16 protein-coding genes and 4 tRNA genes are annotated in these 23,978 nt (G+C 27.6%); 19 read left to right on the top strand and 1 reads right to left on the bottom strand.

Annotated elements, in window-relative coordinates; genetic code table 11:
- Positions 1–526: 526 nt before the first annotated feature.
- The 6 genes from CHTY_RS01430 (at position 527) to CHTY_RS01405 (ending at position 3,939) form a co-directional block, all read left to right on the top strand.
- Positions 527–2,212 (top strand): ribonuclease J, encoded by a 1,686-nt coding sequence (locus CHTY_RS01430; protein WP_203552148.1) that lies wholly within the window; start codon positions 527–529, stop codon positions 2,210–2,212.
- Positions 2,213–2,436: 224 nt separating this feature from the next.
- Entirely contained in the window at positions 2,437–3,297 is an 861-nt protein-coding gene (locus CHTY_RS01425; protein ID WP_203552147.1) for a DegV family protein, read from the top strand.
- Positions 3,298–3,586: 289 nt separating this feature from the next.
- Positions 3,587–3,662 (top strand) — tRNA-Glu (locus CHTY_RS01420).
- A 6-nt stretch (positions 3,663–3,668) separates the two neighbouring features.
- Positions 3,669–3,745 (top strand) — tRNA-Arg (locus CHTY_RS01415).
- Between the two features lie 19 nt (positions 3,746–3,764).
- Positions 3,765–3,841, top strand: a tRNA-Pro gene (locus CHTY_RS01410).
- Positions 3,842–3,864: 23 nt separating this feature from the next.
- Positions 3,865–3,939, top strand: a tRNA-Gly gene (locus CHTY_RS01405).
- Positions 3,940–4,088: 149 nt separating this feature from the next.
- Here CHTY_RS01405 and CHTY_RS01400 read toward each other — a convergent pair.
- Positions 4,089–4,889 (bottom strand): Cof-type HAD-IIB family hydrolase, encoded by an 801-nt coding sequence (locus CHTY_RS01400; RefSeq protein ID WP_203552146.1) that lies wholly within the window; start codon positions 4,887–4,889, stop codon positions 4,089–4,091.
- Positions 4,890–5,091: 202 nt separating this feature from the next.
- Between CHTY_RS01400 and CHTY_RS01395 the strand changes: the two genes are divergently transcribed.
- From CHTY_RS01395 to CHTY_RS01335, 13 genes are all read left to right on the top strand, one after another.
- Entirely contained in the window at positions 5,092–6,780 is a 1,689-nt protein-coding gene (locus CHTY_RS01395) for a ribonuclease J (RefSeq protein ID WP_203552145.1), read from the top strand.
- Between the two features lie 623 nt (positions 6,781–7,403).
- Complete coding sequence (gene spx, locus CHTY_RS01390; protein WP_203552144.1) at positions 7,404–7,856, top strand: transcriptional regulator Spx; 453 nt, start codon at positions 7,404–7,406, stop codon at positions 7,854–7,856.
- Between the two features lie 225 nt (positions 7,857–8,081).
- Entirely contained in the window at positions 8,082–8,657 is a 576-nt protein-coding gene (pduL, locus tag CHTY_RS01385) for a phosphate propanoyltransferase (protein WP_203552143.1), read from the top strand.
- 227 nt (positions 8,658–8,884) lie between these two features.
- A complete protein-coding gene (locus CHTY_RS01380; RefSeq protein WP_246454061.1) occupies positions 8,885–10,129 on the top strand; it encodes an HD domain-containing protein in 1,245 nt (414 codons plus the stop codon).
- Between the two features lie 64 nt (positions 10,130–10,193).
- Positions 10,194–11,033: a 16S rRNA (adenine(1518)-N(6)/adenine(1519)-N(6))-dimethyltransferase RsmA gene (rsmA, locus tag CHTY_RS01375; RefSeq protein ID WP_203552141.1), complete on the top strand. Its 840-nt coding sequence runs from the start codon at positions 10,194–10,196 to the stop codon at positions 11,031–11,033.
- Between the two features lie 200 nt (positions 11,034–11,233).
- Entirely contained in the window at positions 11,234–11,542 is a 309-nt protein-coding gene (gene spoVG, locus CHTY_RS01370; protein WP_203552140.1) for a septation regulator SpoVG, read from the top strand.
- A gap of 118 nt (positions 11,543–11,660) precedes the next feature.
- Positions 11,661–13,643 carry a heavy metal translocating P-type ATPase gene (locus tag CHTY_RS01365; RefSeq protein ID WP_203552139.1) on the top strand — a complete coding sequence of 661 codons (1,983 nt, stop codon included), beginning with the start codon at positions 11,661–11,663 and terminating at the stop codon, positions 13,641–13,643.
- Between the two features lie 646 nt (positions 13,644–14,289).
- Entirely contained in the window at positions 14,290–14,559 is a 270-nt protein-coding gene (locus CHTY_RS01360; RefSeq protein ID WP_203552138.1) for a GroES family chaperonin, read from the top strand.
- Positions 14,560–14,717: 158 nt separating this feature from the next.
- Positions 14,718–16,331 carry a chaperonin GroEL gene (gene groL / locus CHTY_RS01355; RefSeq protein WP_203552137.1) on the top strand — a complete coding sequence of 538 codons (1,614 nt, stop codon included), beginning with the start codon at positions 14,718–14,720 and terminating at the stop codon, positions 16,329–16,331.
- 119 nt (positions 16,332–16,450) lie between these two features.
- On the top strand, positions 16,451–16,927 hold the full coding sequence (locus tag CHTY_RS01350) for a hypothetical protein (protein ID WP_203552136.1): 477 nt from the start codon (positions 16,451–16,453) through the stop codon (positions 16,925–16,927).
- Positions 16,928–17,394: 467 nt separating this feature from the next.
- Complete coding sequence (locus tag CHTY_RS01345; RefSeq protein ID WP_203552135.1) at positions 17,395–19,149, top strand: nitrilase-related carbon-nitrogen hydrolase; 1,755 nt, start codon at positions 17,395–17,397, stop codon at positions 19,147–19,149.
- A gap of 127 nt (positions 19,150–19,276) precedes the next feature.
- Entirely contained in the window at positions 19,277–20,404 is a 1,128-nt protein-coding gene (gene mnmA / locus CHTY_RS01340; protein WP_203552134.1) for a tRNA 2-thiouridine(34) synthase MnmA, read from the top strand.
- Positions 20,405–20,503: 99 nt separating this feature from the next.
- Positions 20,504–22,714 carry a RelA/SpoT family protein gene (locus CHTY_RS01335; protein ID WP_308705368.1) on the top strand — a complete coding sequence of 737 codons (2,211 nt, stop codon included), beginning with the start codon at positions 20,504–20,506 and terminating at the stop codon, positions 22,712–22,714.
- Positions 22,715–23,978 lie beyond the last annotated feature (1,264 nt).

Here is a 23,978-nt window from a genome sequence, read left to right as displayed (position 1 = left end):
GTTATGGTGATAGAATACTATTATAATTACGGGAATGATGATTATTAGTGTCAGTTTTAAACGCAATGGGATAAAATGAAGTTTCCATATGTCTTGTCGATTCTATTTAACCAATACATAAATGAAATTAATCAATAATTTATGTTTCTCCCCCTCATTTGGTTTCAAAATAATGGTTTATATATTTTATTGTTTATTATTTGGCGTGATTGACTATTTGTGATTTATTTTTTGCTTGCTAAAGTTTTTCACATTTAGCAATGAAGCAGCTACCGTGGATCTGATTATTTTTTTGGGACGGGATCGCTTTGTGATCTTGTGACTGAGGCGCTAAAAAATAAAAAAAGCGTAATATTTTGATTGCAAACATTTATCTTCTTCTTATTTTATAATTGTTTACTATAATAAGCGATTGGGGAAGATCGCTTTACATCAACAATATTAATTCATCGTTTAATCTATTTAAATATGATAATTTTTAAGAACTATGAAAAATTAAAAAAAGACAACAATCTGGAGGTCTTAAGTGAATGACATCAAATTTTTTGCTTTAGGTGGCTTGGGTGAAGATGGAAAAAATTTTTATCTTTTACAAATTAACAAATCTTATTTTATTATTGATGCAGGGTTAAAATATCCTAATATTTCTTTGTATGGTATCGATTTTATGATATCTGATTATTATAAATTAGAAGATATCAAAGATCAAATTAAAGGTGTTTTTTTATCATCTTCTTTAGAATCTCATTTAGGAGCTCTACCTTATTTAATTCAAGATTTTAATTTACCTATTTATGCTTCTTATTTTACTATGCAAGTGGTAAAAACATATTTTCAAAGTCATAAAGTACATTATAAAAATTTGAATTTAAATATTGTGAAATCAGAGGATATTGTATATTTTGACAATGTAGCAGTTTCTTTTTTTGCTACCTCACAATTAGTGCCAGAAACATTAGGGATTTCTTTTCAAACAGAAAGAGGAGCCATTGTTTATACTGGTGATTTAAAGTTTTTGGAGTTTAAAAATAAATTTTTTCAAACTAATTTTACTAGTTTATCGCATATAGCGCAACAAAAAGTCTTGGCTTTTTTACCCTCTTCACAAGGTGCTTTTGATAAATCACACAATAATGAAGATGATAATTTTGAATATAAGTTGAATAATTATTTTATTAGTTATGCCTTAAAACCACAAGGAATCATTGTGATAGCTTCTTTAGCTCTTGATTTATTAAAGATTCAAACAGCAATTGATTTAGCTTGTAAATTAAATTTTAAAATAGCTTTTTTAGGTCTTAAAAATGAAAAAATTATTGACGTTGCTTTGAAAAAAAATTTTTTAAAAGTCCCCTCTTTTAATTTAGTTGAATTAAATACTTTTGAAGATCATCGCAAACATAAACAATTAGTTGTTTTTGTTTTTGGCAAGCATTTTGCCACCTTACAGCGTTTGCAACAAATGTCACAACAAAACGATCGCGTTATTCATTTAACTAATCAGGATTTGGTTTTATTAATGTCGAAAGAGATGGCAGGAATTGCTAAAATGCAATCACAAACCTTAGATCTTTTATCTCGCAACCATATTAAAGCTCATGTTTTGGTGAAAGATTTATCGATTTGCCCAAACAATTATGAAAAAAATTTAAAAATCATGTTAAATTTATTAAAACCTAAATATATTATTCCTGTTATTGGTGAATATCGTCATCAACACCAAGTTAAAAAAATAGCTCAAAAAATAGGATTTAAACCTTATAATATTTTTTTATTAGAAAATGGTTCTATTTGGAATTGCCGCGATACGCAAGAACCTTTTGTCGAACATAATCATATGACTTTGGGAGAGATTTTAATTGATGGGACTCCTGTAGTTGAGGGACAAGATTTTATTATGAAAGATCGTGAACTTTTAGCTGCTGATGGAGTGGTGATTGTGGTTGCCCATGTTAATGCTAGATATAAAAAAATTGTGGGTGAACCTCAATTGGTTAGTAAGGGTTTTTTAGCTGTTGCCGAAACTAATCATATTTTCCCCAAATTAAAAGATATTTTCAATGAAAAAAGTGCTATTTTTTTGAAAAAAAAATATCTTAAATGGAATGATTTTAAAAAAAATATTAGAGAATCATTAGGAAAATTCTTATTTAAAGAAACTAAAAAAAGACCTATTGTTATTCCTATTTTTATTAGTGTTAAAAGTGAGTAAATCAATCATTAATAATATTTTTGTTTGTTTGGATAATAACCATATGACATCTTGTTTCTTGCAACATTAATGTGAATGATTCCTCTATAAATTAGTTGATATGTTAAATTATTTTAATATTGCCGTGATAAACATATTGATCTCACCGTTTTAAAAAGAAGGTTTACTTTGTCTTTATAATTTACAATGATTTGTCTAAAATGACCAAATTAAAGGAGTATTATATGAAAATCAAGGTAGCAGCAACTTCGACTAGTTGTCTTGATTATTATTCTCATTATTTTGATATTGATATTATCAGAATTAAGATTTTAATCGATGATCAAGAATATCTTGATGGTAAAACTATGCCATATGAAACCTTTTATCAAATGTTTCAACAAAATCCTGATTTTATGCCAAAAACTTCACAAATATCAGTTGGCGAGATGGTAGTATATTTTGAAAAATTAATAGCTCAAGGTTATCAAAAGGTGTTTATTACAACTTTATCATCCGCCTTAAGTGGCACTTATAATGCTATTTTGCAAGCTCAAAAAATAGTAGCTGATAAAATCGAAGTTTATTGTTATGATACTAAAACGGTTTGTTTTTGTGAAGGTTATTTTGCCTTACAAGCTTATCAAATGTTTCAACAAGGTAGTTCCTTGGAAGAAGTGTTAACAAGGTTAGATTGGATTAAAAATAATAATACTATTTTGTTTATGGCTAAGAAATTAACTCAATTAATCAATAATGGACGTCTTACAGGTGCTAAAAGTTTTTTTGGTAGACTTTTGAGGATTAAACCACTTTTGCAAGTGCAAGATAATGGTCAAATTGCTCTTATTCAAAAACACTTAACCACTCATAAAACTTTTTTATCGATAGTTGATAAAGTTAAAGAATATACTAAAAATCACAAATACCAAGCTCATTTAATTTTTACAGGTTATCCTGAATTAAAAAATGATTTTAAACAAATTTTAAAGGAACAATTAGGGTTAACTAATTTATTAGAAATTCCTTTGACTCCTGTTATTGGTTGCCATGTAGGCGATAGTGCTATTGGTTTGGGGATTATTCGCAATCCATTAGTAAGTTAAGATAGATTATTAACACATTCACTGTGTTATTATCATTTTTTCATACAATTAGTGTATCTAAGGTTTTTAATATGACTAATAAATATTTATTTTGTTCCTTCTTGCCATTTTTACTTGACTTTTTTGATAAATATTGATAAAATTTAAAAGTAACCTTTTTCATTTATTTTGGAGTTTTTTAAATAAATATTTTCAAAGATTAAAATAATTTTATTATAGATGCAGATTGGGTTATGGGTTTTGTAAATGGATAATGATAAGTAATTACAATTATAAGAAATTTTAAATTGGCCCGTTGGAGAAACGGTTAACTCACATGCCTTTCACGCATGCATTCACGGGTTCAAATCCCGTACGGGTCACCAAAAAAAGCACCCATAGCTCAATTGGATAGAGCGTCTGACTACGGATCAGGAGGCTAGGGGTTCAAATCCTCTTGGGTGTGCCATGAAACTAATATTATTTTACGGGAAGTAGCTTAGCTTGGCATAGCGCCTGGTTTGGGACCAGGAGGTCGCGGGTTCAAATCCTGCCTTCCCGACCATATAAGCTGTTGTGTTTATTAAAGCGGGCGTCGTATAATGGCCATTACCTTAGCCTTCCAAGCTAAAGACGTGGGTTCGATTCCCATCGCCCGCTCCATTTTATTGATTTAAATGAATAAAAATTATAAAATTAAAAGTCAAACTACTTCTTTTCTGAAAGAAACTAGTTTGACTTTCTTTTTTTATTCAAAAACATTGGCATTAAACATTATTATATCTTATCTTATAATGACTTTACCCCTTTAATTAAATTAATTTGGCTTGTTCGAAAAAATCATAGATACGATCTTCGTCGATATGAGGAGTTATTAGATTAGCAATGTTTTTCAATTTTTCTATTTTGCTGTTTCCCATAGTGATAGCTATATCAGCTAATTGGAGCATTTCAAAATCATTAGGTCCATCACCAATGCAAATTAATTGATGTTGAGGATATAATTTTTTAATTTGTTTAATGCCATATGATTTATCTACTGCAAGATACATTAAATCAATATATCCGTCATCCCAAAAATAAGTTTTTAATTGTGTCATTTTATTTAAAAAATGCCTAATTTGTTCTTTTTGTGAGGGTGGACGATATAATAAACCAATTTGATAGATTTTATTTTGTAAGTGGAAATCATGTGTTAAAGTAACTTTGATTTCATCTTTAAAATCGCTAAGATCTGGGCAATTACAATGAGGATCATTAATTGCAAAAACATCTTTTAAACCGAAAAGTTTCATGGCAATTTCGCTCTTTATTTGGTGTTTTTGAACTTCTTGATATATGGTTGTAATATCTTGGGGATCAAAACAGATTTCATTAATAATTTGATCCTGGCACATAGTTAAGGCTCCATTGGAAAGTACCCAATATTTAAATAAAGGTCTTAATTCTTCTAATACTCTTAATCTTCCGTAATTTCTTCCTGTAGCAATTCCTAATTCTACGTTAGGGTTTTGTGCTAATTTCTTAATTAATTTTTTAGTTTGTGAAAGAATTTCTTTCTTTTCGTTACTTCTTAAAGTGCCATCGATATCAAAAAAAATTAATTTTTTCATATTCTTATTTCCGCCTATTTTTTTTATGGTATTTTGATAATTTTTTCATAATTATATTTGTGAGTGAATCATTATGATGAAAAATCAACATATTATAAATAATTAATTACAATTATTGCTTATATTATACTATAATATAGATAGTAATAATTGTTAAAATGCTATTTTATTCGATTGTCTTACCTTAAAGGAGTATATTTTTATGAATAATACCATTACTAAATTTTCTTCTTCTAATAACGATATTTCTTTTTTTGCTTTGGGAGGCCTTGGAGAAGTTGGAAAAAATATGTATGTTTTTGAAATTGAAAAACAAATTTTTATTGTTGATTCAGGAATTTTATTTTCGGATAATTTTTTATTAGGAGTTAATTATGTGATCCCGGATTATCAATATTTAAGAGAAAATGAATCGCGAATTATGGGGCTTTTTATTACTCATGGTCATGAAGATCATATTGGAGGAGTCCCTTATTTATTAAAGAAAGTGCGTATTCCTAAGATTTTTGTTTCAGGGATTGCCTATTATTTAGTAGAACATAAATTATTAGAACATAAAGATATTGGTTCGTTTCCGCAAATAGAAAAATTTCATGCTGATTCTTGTTATTATTTTAAAAATGTGAGTATTTCTTTTATTCGCGTCAATCACTCTATTCCTGATACTTTTGGAATTGTTTTAAAAACTAAATATGGTAATATTTTTTATACAGGTGATTTTAAAATTGATTATACACCGGTTGGTCCTGCGGCTGAATATGATAAATTAATTAAAATTAAACAAGAAGGTGTTTTGTGTTTGCTATCAGATTCAACTAATGCCGAACAAGAAGGGCTGGTACAATCAGAAAGTACAATTGGGCACTCTATTAACGAATTGTTTGTCCAAATTCCTGATAGAATTATTGTCGTTACTTTTGCTTCTAATTTTTATCGTATTAAACAAATTGTAGAAGCTACTATTTTAACTAAAAGAAAAATTGCTGTTTTTGGTCGTAGCATGGAAAAAGCTTTGGAAATTGGTCAAAAACATGGTTATTTGGATATTCCGGCAGGTACTTTGATTGCAAGTCATAATATTCATAAATATCGTGATATTATCTTATTATGCACAGGTTCGCAAGGTGAGCCTTTGGCGGCTTTAAGTCGTATCGCCAATAACACTCATAGACAAATTAAACTGCACCCCAAAGACACTATTATTTTTTCTTCATCTCCGATTCCAGGAAATCAAGAAAATATTAATAAAATTTTTGATTTACTTTTTAAAAAAGACGTTAATGTGATTGTGCATGGGCCTTTAATTAATACCCATGTTTCAGGGCATGGTAATCAAAATGATTTAAAATTAATGTTAACTTTAACTAAACCGAAATATTTTATTCCTGTTCACGGAGAGCATCGTATGTTGATGGCTCATAAAAATTTAGCTTTGGAATGCGGCATTCCTCTAAAAAATATTTTTATCTTAGAAAATGGTCAAACAGTCACTTTTACTCCTGAAAAAGCCCTAATTTCGAAACAATTAACTGTTGATAATGTTTTTATTGATGCTTCAGGGATTGATGATCTTGGTAGTGAAGTTTTAAAAGAAAGACGTAATTTGAGTCAAGAAGGTTTATTTTCGGTAGTAATGAGCATTGATGTTAAAAACAAAAAAGTGCTTAATTCCCCTACTATTGTTTCTCGTGGTTTCATTTATATGAAAGGTAATCAAGAAATGATTAAAAAAATCTCTTTTGATATTAAAAAAAATGTTGAAAATGCTATTAGAAATAAACCTATTAAAAAAGAAGTTTTAAATCAGTTGATTATTGATTATCTTTCTGGTAAAATATATGAAATTACTTTAAGAAACCCCATTATTATTCCTATTATTTTATCTATTTAACCCTTCCCCTTTATTATTTTATCTATTTATTATTACCTTATTGCCTTATTTTTATTAGAAAAGAGTTTTTTCAAGCATTTAACTATTTTTAGCCCTTGCCCTGTTTCTCCCTTTATTAGGGCTAACAAACAATTTAAAATTTTTTGAACCAAACTATTTTATCTTTAGTTTTAGTTTGGATTATCTTATGAATACCGTTTTTATTATTAAAATATATTTGTTGCTATATTAAGTAAACAATTTTTTTAACCAAAAAGGGTATTTTTTTTATATTTACGAAACAAGAAGAGTTCTTCTTATTTAAATATAATCCTTATCATTTTTAGTTTATAATGAACTCCCCCCCTTTTTTATAATTTTCTTATTTTATGTATTATTTTTTAACATTATTATCATATTTTCTCATCATAATATGATTAAATTAATTGGCAATTATCGCTCCTTATTATTATAATCAAAGTACAAATTCAATTCATTTTTAAATTATCAATAATTAATTATTATAATTTAAAAATTAAAGAGTATAATATTTATTAATATATAAATTTTTAAAACTACATTTTTTAAATTAAGAATCACTTTCATTATTTATAAATTTGTTAAAAAGGAATATATAAATCAGTATGGTAGTTGTTTATACTAGTTTTAGTTGTATTTCGTGTCAAAAAGCTAAAAAATGGTTAAAAATGCATGGAATTAGTTTTCAAGAAAGGAATGTGTTTAGTTATAAATTTCAACTTAAGGATTTAGATTCAATTTTAAAAAATTGTGATTATGGATTTGATGATATTATTTCCAAACGTTCTAATTTCTTCACAGTAACTAAAATAGATTTACAAAACCTTAATACAGCTGATATGAAACAAATTATTATGGCAAATCCAGGTGTTTTAAAAAGACCTATTTTGATCGAAGGGAATAAAATTCAAATTGGTTATAATGAACAAGGGATTCGTATTTTTATTCCTAAAAAATTACGCGAATACTTGATTCAAAATAATGTTAATTTTTATAAAGAAAATAGTCAATATGAAGCTTTATTGCGTAATTTTTTTAAAAATAACAAATTATCATGAACAATAATTTATTAATAATATAACGAAACTGATATTTCTTATGGCTTTTGGTTTTAATTGCGGCCAACTAACTAAACAACAATATGGCAGATATCTTTATTTTTAAATTAACTTTTTTAGTCCATTGTTATTGTTTTTGTGTGATTTTATCTGTTTTAATATTTTTAAACAAGATAATAAATGTTATAATAAAATTGTAAAATAAAAATTTAAAGGAGTCAATAAATGTCTTTAATCACAGTAGGAATTTCAGGAAGGCATGTGCATTTATCACAAAAAACCTTAGATATATTATTTGGTCAAAAAGATTATCAATTAACTTTTTTTAAAGCTCTTAAGCAAGTGGGACAATTTGCGGCAGCAGAAAAAATCGATATTCAAAGTCCTTCAGGCAAAATTCTTTCTCAAGTTCGTATTTTAGGACCAACTCGTCCTTTTGATCAAGTAGAAATTAGTCAAAGCGATGCTTTAAGACATCAATTTCAAGCACCTGTTAGATCTTCAGGAGATATTAAAGGCTCAGGAGCTGCTGTTTTAATTGGTCCTAAAGGACAAGTAGCCATTTCAGAAGGAGTTATTATTGCTGATCGTCATATTCACTTTTCTCCCCAAGATGCTCAAAATTTTGGTGTTTGCGATAAGCAAATAGTGAGTATTCATATTGATGGCGTTAAGTCAGGTACTTTAGAAAAAGTTTTATGTAGAGTTCATCCTGATTTTCGATTGGAATGTCATTTAGATGTTGATGATGGTAGTGCTTTTTTATTAAAAAACGGAGATCAAGTAATTTTAATTAAATAAAGTTGTTTTTCTCCTTAAAAAGACTTGTTATTAGTGGTTAATGTTAGCCCTATTTTTTTATCGAACGAAAGACATAAATAGTTTAATTTGCGTCTTTCGCTCCATAAAAAATTTTGTCACGAATTTTTTTAAATAAGGAGGAAAAAAGGATAAAGATAAAAATTATTGTTAAGTTACAACAATAAACTATATTGATTTATACTTAAAAATTAATGTCACAATTTAAAATGATTAATAAAAAGTTTCGTAGACCAGAAGTTTTCCGTGATCCTATTTATGGTTATATTTATCTTCAATATCAGATAATTGAAAAATTAATTGATACCTCCGCTTTTCAAAGGTTAAGACGCATTAAGCAATTAAGCGGTGCTAATATTATTTTTCACAGTGCAGAGCATTCGCGTTTTACTCATAGTTTAGGAGTTTATGAATTAGCTAGGCGTTTTTTAAATATTGAAAATTTACAAAAAAATTTTTCTGAAAATGAACAATTACTTTTATTAATATCTGCCTTATTGCATGATATAGGACATAGCTTCTATTCGCATTCTTTTGAATCCTTGTTCGGTTGTCAACATGAAAAACAAGGTGCTTTGATTATCCAACATGATCAAGAAATTAGTACGTTATTAGATGAAATAAATCCTAATTTTAAAAATGATGTTGCAAGCATTATTAATAAAGAAAATAAATTTCCTTTGATAGAACAAATTTTAAGTAGTCAAATTGATATTGACCGATTAGATTATTTAGAAAGAGATGCTTATTTTACAGGGGCGATTTATGGTCATATTGATTTAGAACGGTTAATGCGCAGTATGATTATTGAAATAAATCCAAAAACTCAACAAAAATGTATTGCTTTTCGTCAAAGTGGTGTTTTTGCTGTTGAAAATTATTTAATTAATCGTTATCATATGTTTTGGCAAGTATATTATCATCCCAAAGTAAGAGCTTATATGACTATTTTAGAAAAAATTTGTCAACGCCTTAAGTTGTTGTTAGAAACTAATTACTCTTTTGATTCTTATATTGATGTTTTTAAAAATTTATGCGATGATCCTCGAAATTATGTTAATTATTTAGCCCTGGATGACACTTACATTAATGGTTTAATTTTACATTTACAAAATAGTTCTGATCTGATTTTGAAAAATTTATGTCGTGATTTTACCAATCGTTCTATTTGGAATGTGTTAGATAATAACGAAGACAACCAAACTAAGATTAATGATATTAAAAATCAATATGCTAACCTTAATCCTGAATATGTATCATATTATACATCTTCGAATACCGTTGATAAAATAGCTTATTCCGAAAATAATGACAACTTTGCGGATAATATTTTAATAAAAACACAAAATCAACTAAAAAGCCTGAAAGAAGAATCCCTAATTATTAAGAGTTTAATAGAAAGTGGTTCAAAAAAAGATCATAAATTTTTTTATCGCCCCCTACCTCATAACTAATGACAACTATGTTTGCGATGCACAAATGTTTACTAATTGATTTTTGAAACATAAGGGAACTTTAATGCAACACCAACCCAAAAAAAAATATGGTCAAAATTTTTTAAAAGATAATAATTTATTAAAAGCAATTGTTTCACAAGCGTCTTTAAAAGATAAAAATGTTATCGAAATTGGTCCTGGTAAAGGTGCTTTAACGCAATTCATTATTCCTCAAGCCAAACATGTTTTAGCTTATGAAATTGATTTTGCTTTAAAACCTTTTTTAGTCTTTCCTGATTCTCATAAAATTGATATTATTTATGATGATTTTTTAAAAAGAGATTTATCCCTTGATTTTGCTACTTACTTTCCTATAGCTTCTCCAGGAACAAAATTTAGTTTAATCAGCAACCTCCCTTATTGTATTACTTCACCTATTCTTTTTAAAATTATTGATACACCACAAATTAATGATGCTACTATGATGATACAAAAAGAAGTAGGATGGCATTTAATGGCAAAACCCAATAATAAAAATTATAACGCTTTATCTGTTATGATTCAATTTCTTTTTGATATTCACAAAGTTAAAGATGTATCAAGACATATGTTTTTTCCTCAACCTAAAGTAGATAGCATGGTAATCAAATTAGAGAGAAAAACAACCCCATTACATTTTGAGTCATGGGCTTTACAACAAGCATTTATGAAGTTTGTGAAAGCTTCTTTTAAACAAAAAAGAAAAATTTTATTAAATAACTTGGCACAACAATTTTCTCTTCCCAAAGAATTAATTATTCTTTTTTTAAAACAACACAACATCCCCTTAAATATTAGAGCAGAACAAATTACTTTAGAAGAATTTAAAAAAATAACTTTGCAATGGTTGCTTTTTGCCCAACAAATCCAATACAATAAGTAGATAAAATAAATTTAAAAAAACCTGTAATTTATTTATTAGCACACTTTATGCAAAAACATTTAAAATTAATGTTAGTTTATGTTAAAATGAGAAGTAGTTTAAGAGTTTTTTTATTACTATTAAATTATTAAAAAATAGGAATATCAATAATAAATGAAAATAAATTCAGAAAATGAAACCAAAATATGGAGGCTTAAGAAATGAAAGTTACCAATGTAAAAATTAGAAAAATTAATGGCGAAAGTAGATTAAGAGGAGTTTCTTCAGTTACTTTTGATGATAGTTTCGTTGTTAATGATATTAGAATTATAGAAGGCGAAAGAGGTATTTTTATCGCTATGCCAAGCCGAAAAACTTCAAAAGGAAATTTCAGAGATATTGCCCATCCTGTTAACACTGAAACTCGTCAACTTATTGAAGACTCTATTAAAACTAAATATCAATATTTGTTAGATAACCCAACAGAAGAAGAACACGAATATCATAATCCTGCTTCTTCCCAAAACTAATTATATGCTTAAAAAATTCCAGATTTTTTTGGATTTTTTTTATATACCCTGAACTTTTTAACCAATAAATTTTCTTCAACTCTACAAAAAAAGTGATCGATAGAAAGGTGTTATAAATTTGAACTGTTGTCATCATTCTTCTGTTAAACGCGAAGAAATAAAAGATAAAAAACCTTTAATTTGTTTTTTGATCGGTATTTTTTTGTTTGCTTTGCATGCACTCTTTCCTTATATTTCATCAATTCCCTTACAACCTTATCATAACGTTTTAATATCATTTGTGATTTTATTTTTATTAGGTTATCATGTGATTATAGAAGGTTTTGTTGATACTTGGAAAGATACTTTACAAAAGAAAAAATTTACTCCTAATATTCATATTTTAATGACTTTAGCTGCTTTAGGTTCTTTCGGTTTGCGAGAATATCATGATGGTATTTTATTAATTTTAATTTTTTCAGGAGCTTCTTTTTTGGAAGAATATGTTGAAAATAAAAGCCAAAAAGAAATCAAAAACCTTTTAAAATTACGTCCTTTAGAAGCGCGTTTGTTAAAAAAGGATGGTAGTACTGAAATAATTACTTCAGAAAGCCTTAAAATAGACGATACAGTTTTAATTTTACATGGCGATCAAATACCTACTGATGGAATGATTGTTTCTGGTAACCCTAATATTGATGAATCCAATATTACAGGTGAAGGGATGCCTTGTGAAAAAAAACCTGGTGATTTTGTTTATGGGAGCACTATTAATGGTAGCAATACGTTTGTAATGCGCGTGGTTGCAACACATGAAAAAACTATTTTTGCTCAAATTATTCAATTGGTTAATCAAACTAAAAATAATTTTTCTAAAACAGCTACTTTTATTAAAAAAATAGAACCTCTTTATGTCAAAGTTGTTATGGCTATAGTTGCTTTAGTTTTAACTACAACAGGAATTATATACTGTAATCGAGACTTTTTGGGTGTATCAGATTTTTCTTATTCGCAGTGGTTTTATAAGACTATGGTGTTTTTAACAGTTTCTTCTCCTTGTGCTTTAGCGGCCGCAGCTGTTCCTTCATCTCTTGCTGCCATTTCTAACTTGGCTAAAAAAGGAGTTTTATTTAAAAATGTGAAAACCTTAGAGATGGTCCCTGATATTAAAGTTTTTGTTTGCGACAAAACAGGTACTTTAACAGAAGGAAAACCAGAAGTTACTGATATTTATATTGCACCTCATGTTTCTAAAATTCATTATGATCAATATGTAGACATATTATTGGCGATGGAACAAAAATCAAATCATCCCTTAGCAACAGCTATTAAAAAATATTTTGATAAAAGTTCGCATTTAGCAATTGAAATTACAAATGCAGTTGGGATTGGCTTAGAATCCATTTATCAAGATAATTATTATCAAATTACTAAAGCGATTGCTGCTTCGCAAGTATCAGAGGATTTAACAGCTAAAACAAAAATATTGTTGTCTCAAGGAAAAACAGTTATTTATTTTAGTGCCAATAAGCAAGTTATGATAGCTTTAGCTTTTTTAGATAAATTGCGTCCTCAAGCTCTTCAACTCATCAATTATTTTAATCAAAAAAAAGTTTATACAATAGTTCTTACGGGGGATAATCAACAAAGTGCTTCTTTTTTAAAAAAACAATTGCATTTAAAAAACGCTTGGGGCAATAATTTACCTGTGGATAAAGTTGAAAAAATTAAAGAATTGCAAAAACAATATGGAACCACTATTATGGTAGGTGATGGCATTAATGACGCTCCTGCTTTAACGTCTGCTGATGTGGGAATTGCTATGCAAAATGGAACTGATGCTTCTATTGATTTAGCTGATGCTGTTTTAATGAATAATGATTTATCTAAAATTATTTATACTCATCAAATTGCGATAAAATTAAAAAATATTATTTGGCAAAATATTATTTTTGCTATGAGTGTAGTTGTTTTGTTGAATTTGATTAATTTAGGTATTTTTAGTTCTTATCGCATCCCTCTTCCTCTTGCAGTAGCTTGTCATGAAGGAAGCACTTTAATAGTTATTTTAAATGGGTTAAGGCTTTTAAAAACACAAAAAGATTTGCCGGTTAAAAAATAATAAAACTTGATATCTCACCTAGATCAAAACATTGGACTCCAACTAAATCTTTAATAAAAACCATCATTTTTGATGGTTTTTTTATACCCAAATCCCAAATCAAAAAAAGAAGTTCCTAAAATGGCAATAATCACATTTCAAATCAACCAACTTTATTAAATAATTACTTCTTTATTAAAACAACCATTTTTAACTACCAACGACCAAAACAAACTTTTAACTTTACAACAAAAAGAAACAACTTTGATATAACAATACGAAAAACAAGCAACTCTTAAATACAAAAACAAAAAAGATTAATGAATTAGAACGACGAAAACACCCACAAAAAAACGAACTAAAAAAATTAAAAAAACTTCAAGACTAACTTTTTAGTTGTTTTTTTAATTTATCATGAAATGATAACCCTATTTGCTGTCTTTATTTTTAAATGACCCAAACACTTATATCAAAAGCAATTATCTCATATTGCTTACTATTTTAAATACTTGATGCTTGACATTTATTTCGCGTTCAGTTATAATAAAGTTGGTTTGGCACTAACCTCATGTAATTGCCAAAATAATAATTTTTTTAATTTCCTGCTTATATTTCAATATTTAAAATATTTTCAAAAATCAAATTTAAACTAAAAGGAGAATTTAAAATGAAGAAAACAATTGTTCCTTTACATGATAATGTTGTTTTAAAATTAAAAATGGAAGAAACTAAAACTGACAGTGGTATTCTTTTGGCTTTATCTGAAAAAGAAAAGTCTTCTGTTGGCATTGTGGTTAATGTAGGTCCTAAAGTTGAAGGACTTTGTCAAAATGATGAAGTAGTTTATAAAAGTTATGCTGGTAGTAAAATTACTTTAGATCAAGAAGAATATTTAATTTTAGCTATGAAAGATATTTTAGCACAAATTAAAGCTTAAAAACTTAATAATATGGTTTTTTACCTATATAGCGATTAATATAACATATATATGCGTTATATATATCTAAAAATAATTAATAATTAAATAATTGATAAATCATATTAACTTATTGACTAAGATTATTAATAAAAACACATTTTAAAGGAGTAAAAGAAATGAGTAAACAAATACTTTTAGGCAAAGATGCTAGAAAAGCCTTATTAAAAGGTGTTGATGCAATTTCTGATGTAGTTAAAGTAACTTTAGGGCCAAAAGGACGTAATGTTATTTTAGAAAAAAAATATGAATCACCTGCAATTGTAAATGATGGTGTTTCGATTGCCAAAGAAATTGAATTAAAAAACCCTTATCAAAATATGGGGGCTAAATTAGTTTATGAAGTGGCTGCTAAAACTAATGATAAAGCAGGAGATGGAACTACGACAGCAACTGTTTTGGCCCAAAGTATGATTCATCGTGGTTTTAAAGCGATTGATGCAGGGGCTAATCCTATTTTAGTTAAAGAAGGAATTGAATTAGCTTCGCAAGCGGTTTCTAAAAAACTATTAGCTAAAACTAAAAAAGTAGCAGCTCAAGAGGATATTCAAAATGTAGCAGCTATTTCTTCAGGAAGTCAAGAAATTGGTAAAATTATTGCTCAAGCTATGGAAAAAGTTGGCAAAAATGGTGTTATTAATGTTGATGAATCAAAAGGATTTGAAACCGAGTTGGAAGTAGTTCAAGGTTTGCAATATGATAAAGGATACGCTTCTCCTTATTTTGTGTCAGATAGAGAATCTATGGCAGTTGAATTAAATCAACCATTAGTTTTAGTAACTGATCATAAAATTAGCACTATTCAAGAAATTTTACCTATTTTAGAAGGTGTTGTGAAAGAATCTAAATCTTTATTAATTGTGGCTGAATCAGTTGAAAATGAAGTTTTAGGAGTTTTGGTTGCTAATAAATTAAGAGGTACTTTTAATGTAGTTGTTACTAATGCTCCTGGTTTTGGCGATAACCAAAAAGAAATTTTACAAGATATTGCTGTTTTAACTAAAGCTACTTTTGTTTCCAAAGAATTAAATATGAAATTAGCAGATGTTAAAATTGATGATTTAGGAACCATTAATAAAGTTATTATTAAAAAAGATAACACTACTTTAGTAGGAGCTGCTATGACAGAAGCTTTAACTAAGCGTATTGCATTATTAGAAAAACAAATTAAACATTCTACTTTGGAATATGAAACTAAAACATTACAAGAAAGATTAGCTAAGTTAACTGGTGGGATTGCTTTAATTAAAGTTGGAGCTACTACTGATACTGAATTAAAAGATAAAAAATTACGTCTTGAAGATGCTCTTAATGCTACTAAAGCAGCTATTACTGAAGGAACTGTTGTTGGTGGTGGTAAAGCTTTAGTTGAAGTGTATCAAGAATTAAAAGATACTTTATCAAGCGAGCATAAAGAAATTCAAAAAGGGATTAATGTAGTTATTGAAAGTCTTTTAACTCCGACTTATCAAATTGCTGAAAATGCTGGTTTTGATGGTGATCATATAGTAAGACAACAGTTACACCAGAAAATAAATTTTGGTTTTAATGCTAAAACAGGTCAATATGTTGATTTGGCTCATGCAGGTATTATTGATCCTACTAAAGTTACTCGTCAAGCTATTTTAAATGCTGCTTCCATTTCTTCTTTAATGATTACTACTGAAGCTGCTGTTGTTAGTTTAAAAGATGAGAAAATACAAAGCGATATGAATATGAGTATGCCTGAATAATATTTTTTTAAGTAATTTTTTTCTTTTTTTATGTTAAACTAATAATAGGTTTTGGTTATCTTTCTTATCTTAGAAAGATATACTAAAACACTTTTAAAACATAAAAGAAAGGAAAAAACATGCAAAACAAAAACGTTCAAAAGTCTTTGATTACTAAATTAACTACTTTATTTGCTGTTATTGCTTTAAGTTTAGGCTTAGTTGTTTCTTCTTCAGTTTTTGCTGTTAGTAAAGACCTTAGTACATTAAATGACACAGAAAAAAAAGTAACATTGAAAGCAGATGATGCAGCTGACAAAACCAAAGTTGTAGCAGAATTAAAAAAAGTTGATTCTTTAAAAGAAATTACAGAATCAGATATTGATTCAGTTACACCAAGTCCTGATAAAAGTAAAATAACAGTTAAAGCAAAAGCTGATTCAAGTAAAGTTTCAGGACAAGTTGATTTAACTCGTGTTGATCCAAGTTCTGACGCAGCTAAAGCAGCAGCGGAAAAATGGTATGCAAAATGGTGGGTTTGGGCTCTAGTAGCAGCTGTTGTTGCAACAATCATCGGAGTTTCTTACTACGTTGTTAAAAAAAGACAACAAAAATAATTTAATTAATTAATTTTTCTAATATGTTTTTAAAAAGCTAGCTTTAAAACCTAGCTTTTTTTCTTTATTCTTTTTTATATCCTTGATGTATTAATTTTTTTGCTTAGCAATATTAAAGTGTTTTAATAAAGATAAGTTATCTTAAACTCTTTAAATAGTTTATATTTGTTAAAAAACTATAGTATTGCTTTTAGCAAATTGCTTTTTTGTTTTGGTTTTATTAAAAACTATGATTAAGAATGTATATAATATATAATGGTTTTTTACAATCACAAACATAATTATATAATTATTACCAAACAAGTAAAATTATTTCATCTTTATATATTCTGATAAATAGCAATTGATATAAGTATTTTTAATAACACTAAGCTGCTTTTTTCAGAAACATATATTTCTTTTTCCAATGTATCTACAAATAATAATTAATTATTTCTAAACAAACTAAGAAAGTTAACAATAACAAAATGTATAAAAACGGTATTATCAAAATTCAATTATCAAGTCCTTCTTTAAAAGTGGCCAATCCTTTAGCTAATGCTTATAGCATTAATCAAATTTTAAACATTAGTAAAGCTAGTTTTGTGATTTTTCCAGAACTTTGTTTAAGTGGTTATACTGCTGGAGATTTATTTTTTGAAACTACTTTTTTAAAAGAAAATTTAAAAGCTTTAGAATGGTTATTACAAAATAATACTTATGAAGGGGTTTATATTTTAGGCATGCCTTTGGCTTTACAAGAGGTTTTATTTAATGTCGCTGTGGTTATTCAAAAAGACAAAATTTTAGGAATTGTGCCTAAAAAAACTATTCCTAATTATAAAGAATTTCATGAAAAAAGATGGTTTCAATCAGGAAAAACATGGAGTTCACAACATATTGATATTTTAGGTCAAAAAGCTCCTTTTGGAGATATTTTATTTATTAATCAGCAATATGATGTTATTTTTGGAGTAGAAATTTGTCAAGATTTATGGACTATTTTTTCTCCTAGTGATACACTTGCTTTAAATGGAGCTCATTTGATTTTTAATCTCTCCTCATCAACAGAACATATTGGTAAAGTCATTCCCCGCCAAATAGCAGTTTTAGATCATTCACGCAAACAAATAGGCGGTTATTTTTATACTAGTAGCGGCATCACTGAATCTACTGTTGATAATTTATTTTCCAATCATAAAATAGCTGCCGTAGTAGGTCAATTAGTAGGTGAAAAGGATTTGTTTAACCAAGAACATCATAGTTTAATAGTTGATGTAGATATTGATTATATTAAATTTCAAAGAAGAATTGATACTACTTATGGTGATCAAAGAATTGGGCAAGAATTCCCTTTTTTAAAAGCTTATTTTACAATTCAAGAAACTCCTTTATATTGTTTTGAAAAGAAGTTAAGCCGCGCTCCTTTTATCACTTCTTCCCCTTTAGAACAACAATTAAAATTAGCTAATAAAATTCAAACTTTAGCCTTAAAAACTAAATTAAAGAATGTTGATGCGAAAGTAATTTTAGAAATAACCGATGACCATAATGATTTTTTAACTTTTATGGTAGTGCTCCAAACTTTTGCACTTTTACACAAATCATATCATGATTTAATCATTGTCCTTAATCCTCAAACTTTTAAAGATCAAAATCATTATCAACTTTTAAAAACTTTTTTAATTTCTGAAGAAATTATTCACATTAGTGAACATAGTTTTTTCAATCAACAGCAATTATTATCTTTTTTAAATAGCGACCAAACGCCTCCTATTTTACTTTTAGAAAATAATAATTTTTCTAATATAGCAATAGGAAATATGAGTACTCGCGGATATTATGATCACCTTTATAACGTTAATGTTGGCATCCCTAATACTTTAATCAAAGAGTTACTTCTTTTTCATTTAACTAAAGATTTTTGGAAGCAATATCAAACTTTACAATCGCTTTATCAACAAAAAGCCCAAAATATGATTTCTGAAAAATTATTAATAGAAGACTTTATTTTATTTCACTATATTAAAAATGGTTTTGAAAAAGATAAAATTGCTTTTTTATTGCAACAAACTTTTAATTTCAATCAAAAACAAAGTCAAGCATTAGTCACTTCTTATTTAAAACTTTTTCATCAAAGTCAATTTAAAAGACAATATATGGCTCCAGGACCTAAAATTTTAGAAAATAGTCTTTCTCCTCGTAATGAATATCGTTTGCCAATGGATTTGCAAAGACAATAAATTTGATTATATCAAAAGCTTTAAGAAATATCGGCATGAATAAACTATTTGATAATTGCTAAATAACTAAATAAAATGATTAATCTTATTAGTGATTAAATCAAGAAGCAAGGAAATGAGGGTTAAAATGAAAAAAGTAATTGTAGGTTTATCAGGGGGAGTTGATAGTGCTGTTGCTGCTTTGCTTTTAAAGCAAGCTGGTTATACAGTAGAAGCTGTGTTTATGCGCAATTGGGATAGTAATCTTAATTTTGATATTCATGGCAATCCTTCTGTTAACAAAACATGCCCTCAAGAACTGGATTATCAAGTCGCTTGCCAGGTGGCTTTACAATTAGGAATCCCTTTACATCGAGTTGATTTTATTGAAGAATATTGGCAAAAAGTGTTTTTATCATTTATCGATGCTTTTAAAAAAAATTTAACCCCTAATCCTGATGTTTTGTGTAACAATGAAATTAAATTTAAAGCTTTTATCGATTATGCCTTTCAAAAATTTAATCCTCAATATATTGCTATGGGTCATTATGCTAATATTATTTATGATTCCCAAGGTGTTCCTTGTTTGGCTTGTGCTTCTGATGCCAATAAAGATCAAACTTATTTTTTATCTCAGTTAAAAACTTCACAATTACGCCACATTCTCTTCCCCTTAGGTAATTTAACCAAACCTGAAGTAAGACAAATAGCTTATCAAAATCAACTTATTAATGCCGCTAAAAAAGATTCTACTGGTATTTGTTTTATTGGAGAACGCAATTTTTCCCAATTTTTAACCAATTATTTACCTGCTCAAAAAGGGAAAATTAAAAGGTTAGATGGTACTTTTTTAAAATATCATCAAGGTGTTATGTATTATACTATTGGCCAACGTAAAAATTTAGGATTAGGGGATATTGCAGGGATTAATGAGCCTTGGTTTGTAGTTGGAAAAAGCTTAAAAACTAATACTTTATATGTTGAAACAGGAAAATCACATCCTTATTTATACAGCGATAAAGCTTTAATAGTAGATGTTATTTGGCGCGGTAGTCGCAAGCAAACTAAAATGAAAGCCAAAATGCGTCATCGTCAAGCTAACCAAACTGTTTTTTTAACATGGGTGAATGATACTACTTTAGAAATCTATTACCCTCAAACTCTTAAAGCTGTGACACCTGGTCAAATTTGTGCTTTTTATGATCAAAATATTTGTTATGGAGCCGGCCTTATTAAAGAAGTTTATTGCCAAAATCAAAAACGATTATATGCTTAAATGTTAAGAACTGTTCTTCTGTTGGCTCTTTTATATTTGTTATTTCAAACAAATATAATTGTTGGGAATCCATTAAAATTATAAAAAGAAGGTAATATTGTGATCGTAGTTTTAGAAAAAGATCCTTTATATCAAGATTTAATGAAATTAATTAGGCAAAATATTTGTGATACTAATATTTTAAATAAAATTACTCAAGCATATCTTTTTGCTCAAAAAAAGCATGCAGGGCAATTGCGTTTAACAGGTGAACCTTATTTTATTCACCCTTGTGCTGTTACTAAAATTTTAGCTCAATTAAACAGTGAATCCAATACTTTAATAGCTGGTTTACTTCACGATGTGTTAGAAGATACTCAAACTACTATGGAAGAATTAACTGATCTTTTTGGTCAAGATATCGCCTATTTAGTTTATCGCGCTACTAAGTTAACTAAAATCGCTTTTCATCAAAATAAAGGACAAACCGACAATCAACAAAATATGTTTTTAGCTATGGCCAAAGATATTCGTGTAGTTATTATTAAAATAGCTGATCGTTTACACAATATGCAAACTTTAGGAATTATGCCGCAAGAAAAGCAAAAACGGATTGCCAAAGAGACTTTAGAAATTCACGCTCCCTTAACTCATCGTTTAGGTCTTTTTCAAATTAAATCACAATTAGAAGATTTGTCCTTAAGATATACCTTTCCTGAACAATACTATCGTATTTCTAATTTAATTAAGTTAAAGAAAGAACAGCGTGAAAAATCAGTCATTAATATTATTCAAGATATTAAAAGTCTTTTTGATAAACATCAATTAAAAGAAACTATTATCAAAGGTCGCATTAAAAATATTTATAGTATTTATAAAAAAATTACTCAAAGAAAAGTTCAATTTGAAGAAATTTTTGATCTTTTAGCGATTCGCATTATTGTTCATAATGTCGATCTTTGTTATCAATCATTAGGGATTATTCATGGGCACTTTTCACCCTTACCTTTAAGATTTAAGGATTATATTGCCGTTCCCAAACCCAATCTTTATCAATCATTGCATACAACAGTCTTAACCAAAGATGGTTCTTTATTTGAAATTCAAATTCGTACCAAAGAAATGGATGAAATAGCAGAAAAAGGAATTGCTGCGCACTGGGCTTATAAAGAAAATAAAATTTATTCTCCAAAAGATAAACAAATTGAAATTGCTAAAAAATTACGATGGTATCAAGAACTGGTGAAAATAACTAATGAATCACAAAATCACCCTGAAGAAACCTCAAAAGATTTTGTTGATGCCATTAAAAATGATATTTTAAGCGATAATGTTTATGTTTTCACCCCTAAACAAGAAGTTTTTGAACTTCCTAAAGGCTCTACTCCTGTTGATTTCGCCTTTCGTATTCACTCTGCAATTGGTAGCAAAATGATAGCAGCTATTGTTAATGGTCAAATTGTTCCCTTAGATTATCAACTTAAAAATGGGGATATTATTTCTATTAAAACTAATAAAAATATTTTATCCATTAATAAAGACTGGTTGCGTATCGTAAAAACTACTCACGCTAAAAGAAAAATTAAAGCTTTTTTAAAAAAAAACCAAAAAGAAGAAGATTTGTTAGCCATTCAAAAAGGGAAAGAAATAATTGAAAAAGAAATGGCTTTGCATAAAATTGAGGTAGTTTTAGATCAAAATTTAATTCAAAAACATTTTGAACGTTACAATATTCAAACTTTAAATGAATTTTATGAAGAAATTAGTAAAAAACAATTAAATCTTAAAACAGTTATTAATAAATTATTATCTTTAAAAACTCCTAATTTAAGCGAAATCCTTTTAAAAAAACAAATGGTCAAATCGCAAAATAAATTAACTCACCAAAATGAAACAGGAGTAATTATCGAAGGTCTTAAAAACCCTCAATTAAAATTAGCTAGTTGTTGTTCTCCTGTTTGGGGCGATGTTATTGCTGGCTTTTTAACCAAAGGACGCGGCATTGTCGTTCATCGTGAAGAATGTCTTAATTTTAAACAATCAGAACCTGCAAGAATGGTAGTAGCTAGTTGGGGGAATACAGTAAATTTTAAATATTCGGCATGGATTAATTTAATAGCGACTACTCAAAGTACTTTATTACAACAAGTGATTAATAAAGTGAATAGTTTGAAAATTAGTATTTTAGAATTTAATGTTATTAATAATCAAAAATTAGAAACTATTGTGAAATTACGAGTTTTAGTAACTGACATCCAAGAATTAAATAATTTAATGACTAATTTACATAAAATATCCAATATTTATCAAATTCAAAGAGGAAATCGTTAAAATTTATTGTTTTCTAAAACACTAACAATGACTCGCATATATTTTATTTTATTTTTCAAATGCCCTGTTCCGACATTTTAGACACTTTTTATTTTTGAAATATTCTTTAAGGCTAACTATTAAGTTAGTCTTTTTTTGTTTTAAAGACTGAAATTAAATGTATGTTTTTTGTCATTTTCTTCATTTTTCTACCGAAGGTGCCAATTTCATCACCAAACTTTCCCAACGCACCTTTATACCGTTTCACAACATCAACATTATCAAAAACTCTTGTAAAACCAAAAACTACCCAACTCCCCTCAGCTAATTTTCAGATTAACCCTCTTTTTTAAAACAATACACACAACACACACGTAACAACCTCCACCAAAAAAAACCCAAAGCCAAGCAATACTCTTGCAAAAAAAAAAAAAAGAGTATAATAGAAAATGTATGATTAAATACTAAATAAAGGAGAAATAAAAATATGAATTTTATTAAAATTAAAAACACGTTAAAAAACCCAATTATCTTCATTTCAATTATTACCCTAACTACATAGGAATTACTTACTCAGAAACTAGCTTAAAGCTGGTACGAGTTGGCAAACTAAATACAATGAAAGTTTTCTGTTCATTTTAGATAGAAACTAGTTTAGTTTTTAATAAGCAAGAAAATATAAATCTCTTGTTGAAACGTATCCAATTCTAAATAAGAAAGAAAAGAAAAAATATGAACACCGATTATTTATTTACCCTATCTATACTCTATGACCACTTAAGAAATTTATTAATATGTTTATCAATAACTTTCGCCTTCTTAATCTTCTTTTATAAAAAAGGTAAGAACAAAGGTAAACAAGGTTTAGAATTAACCGACATTAAATATTTTATCTTAATTTTTGTTATTCCGATTTATATTTGGGGTTATAACAAAGGAATACAAGAATTTCTATTAAAAAATTTACCAAGACAACAGGCGAAGTAGAACTATTTTCGATTATCCAAAACTTAGTACAAAAATTAAAGATTTAAAAAATAAAAAATTTTAATTAAAATTAATAAATATTAATAATAATATTTCAAAGTTATAAAGAAAGTAAAAAAACAGAAGAAAAATACAAAAATTAGCTGACAAAATTAATTTGCATATGAAAAAATTTGTTTTTTATCACTCTATTTACCATGAATTAAATTAAAATTAAGCAATTATCTACTTATAATCAATGTATTGAAATTTTAAAAGATAAATACGTTACAGTTAAAGGCAATTATTTTTGATATAA

The sequence above is a fragment of the Candidatus Phytoplasma meliae genome, assembly GCF_016876135.2.
The sequence above is the reverse complement of the archived record's forward strand: the minus strand, read 5'-3'. Positions and strand labels throughout refer to the sequence as shown.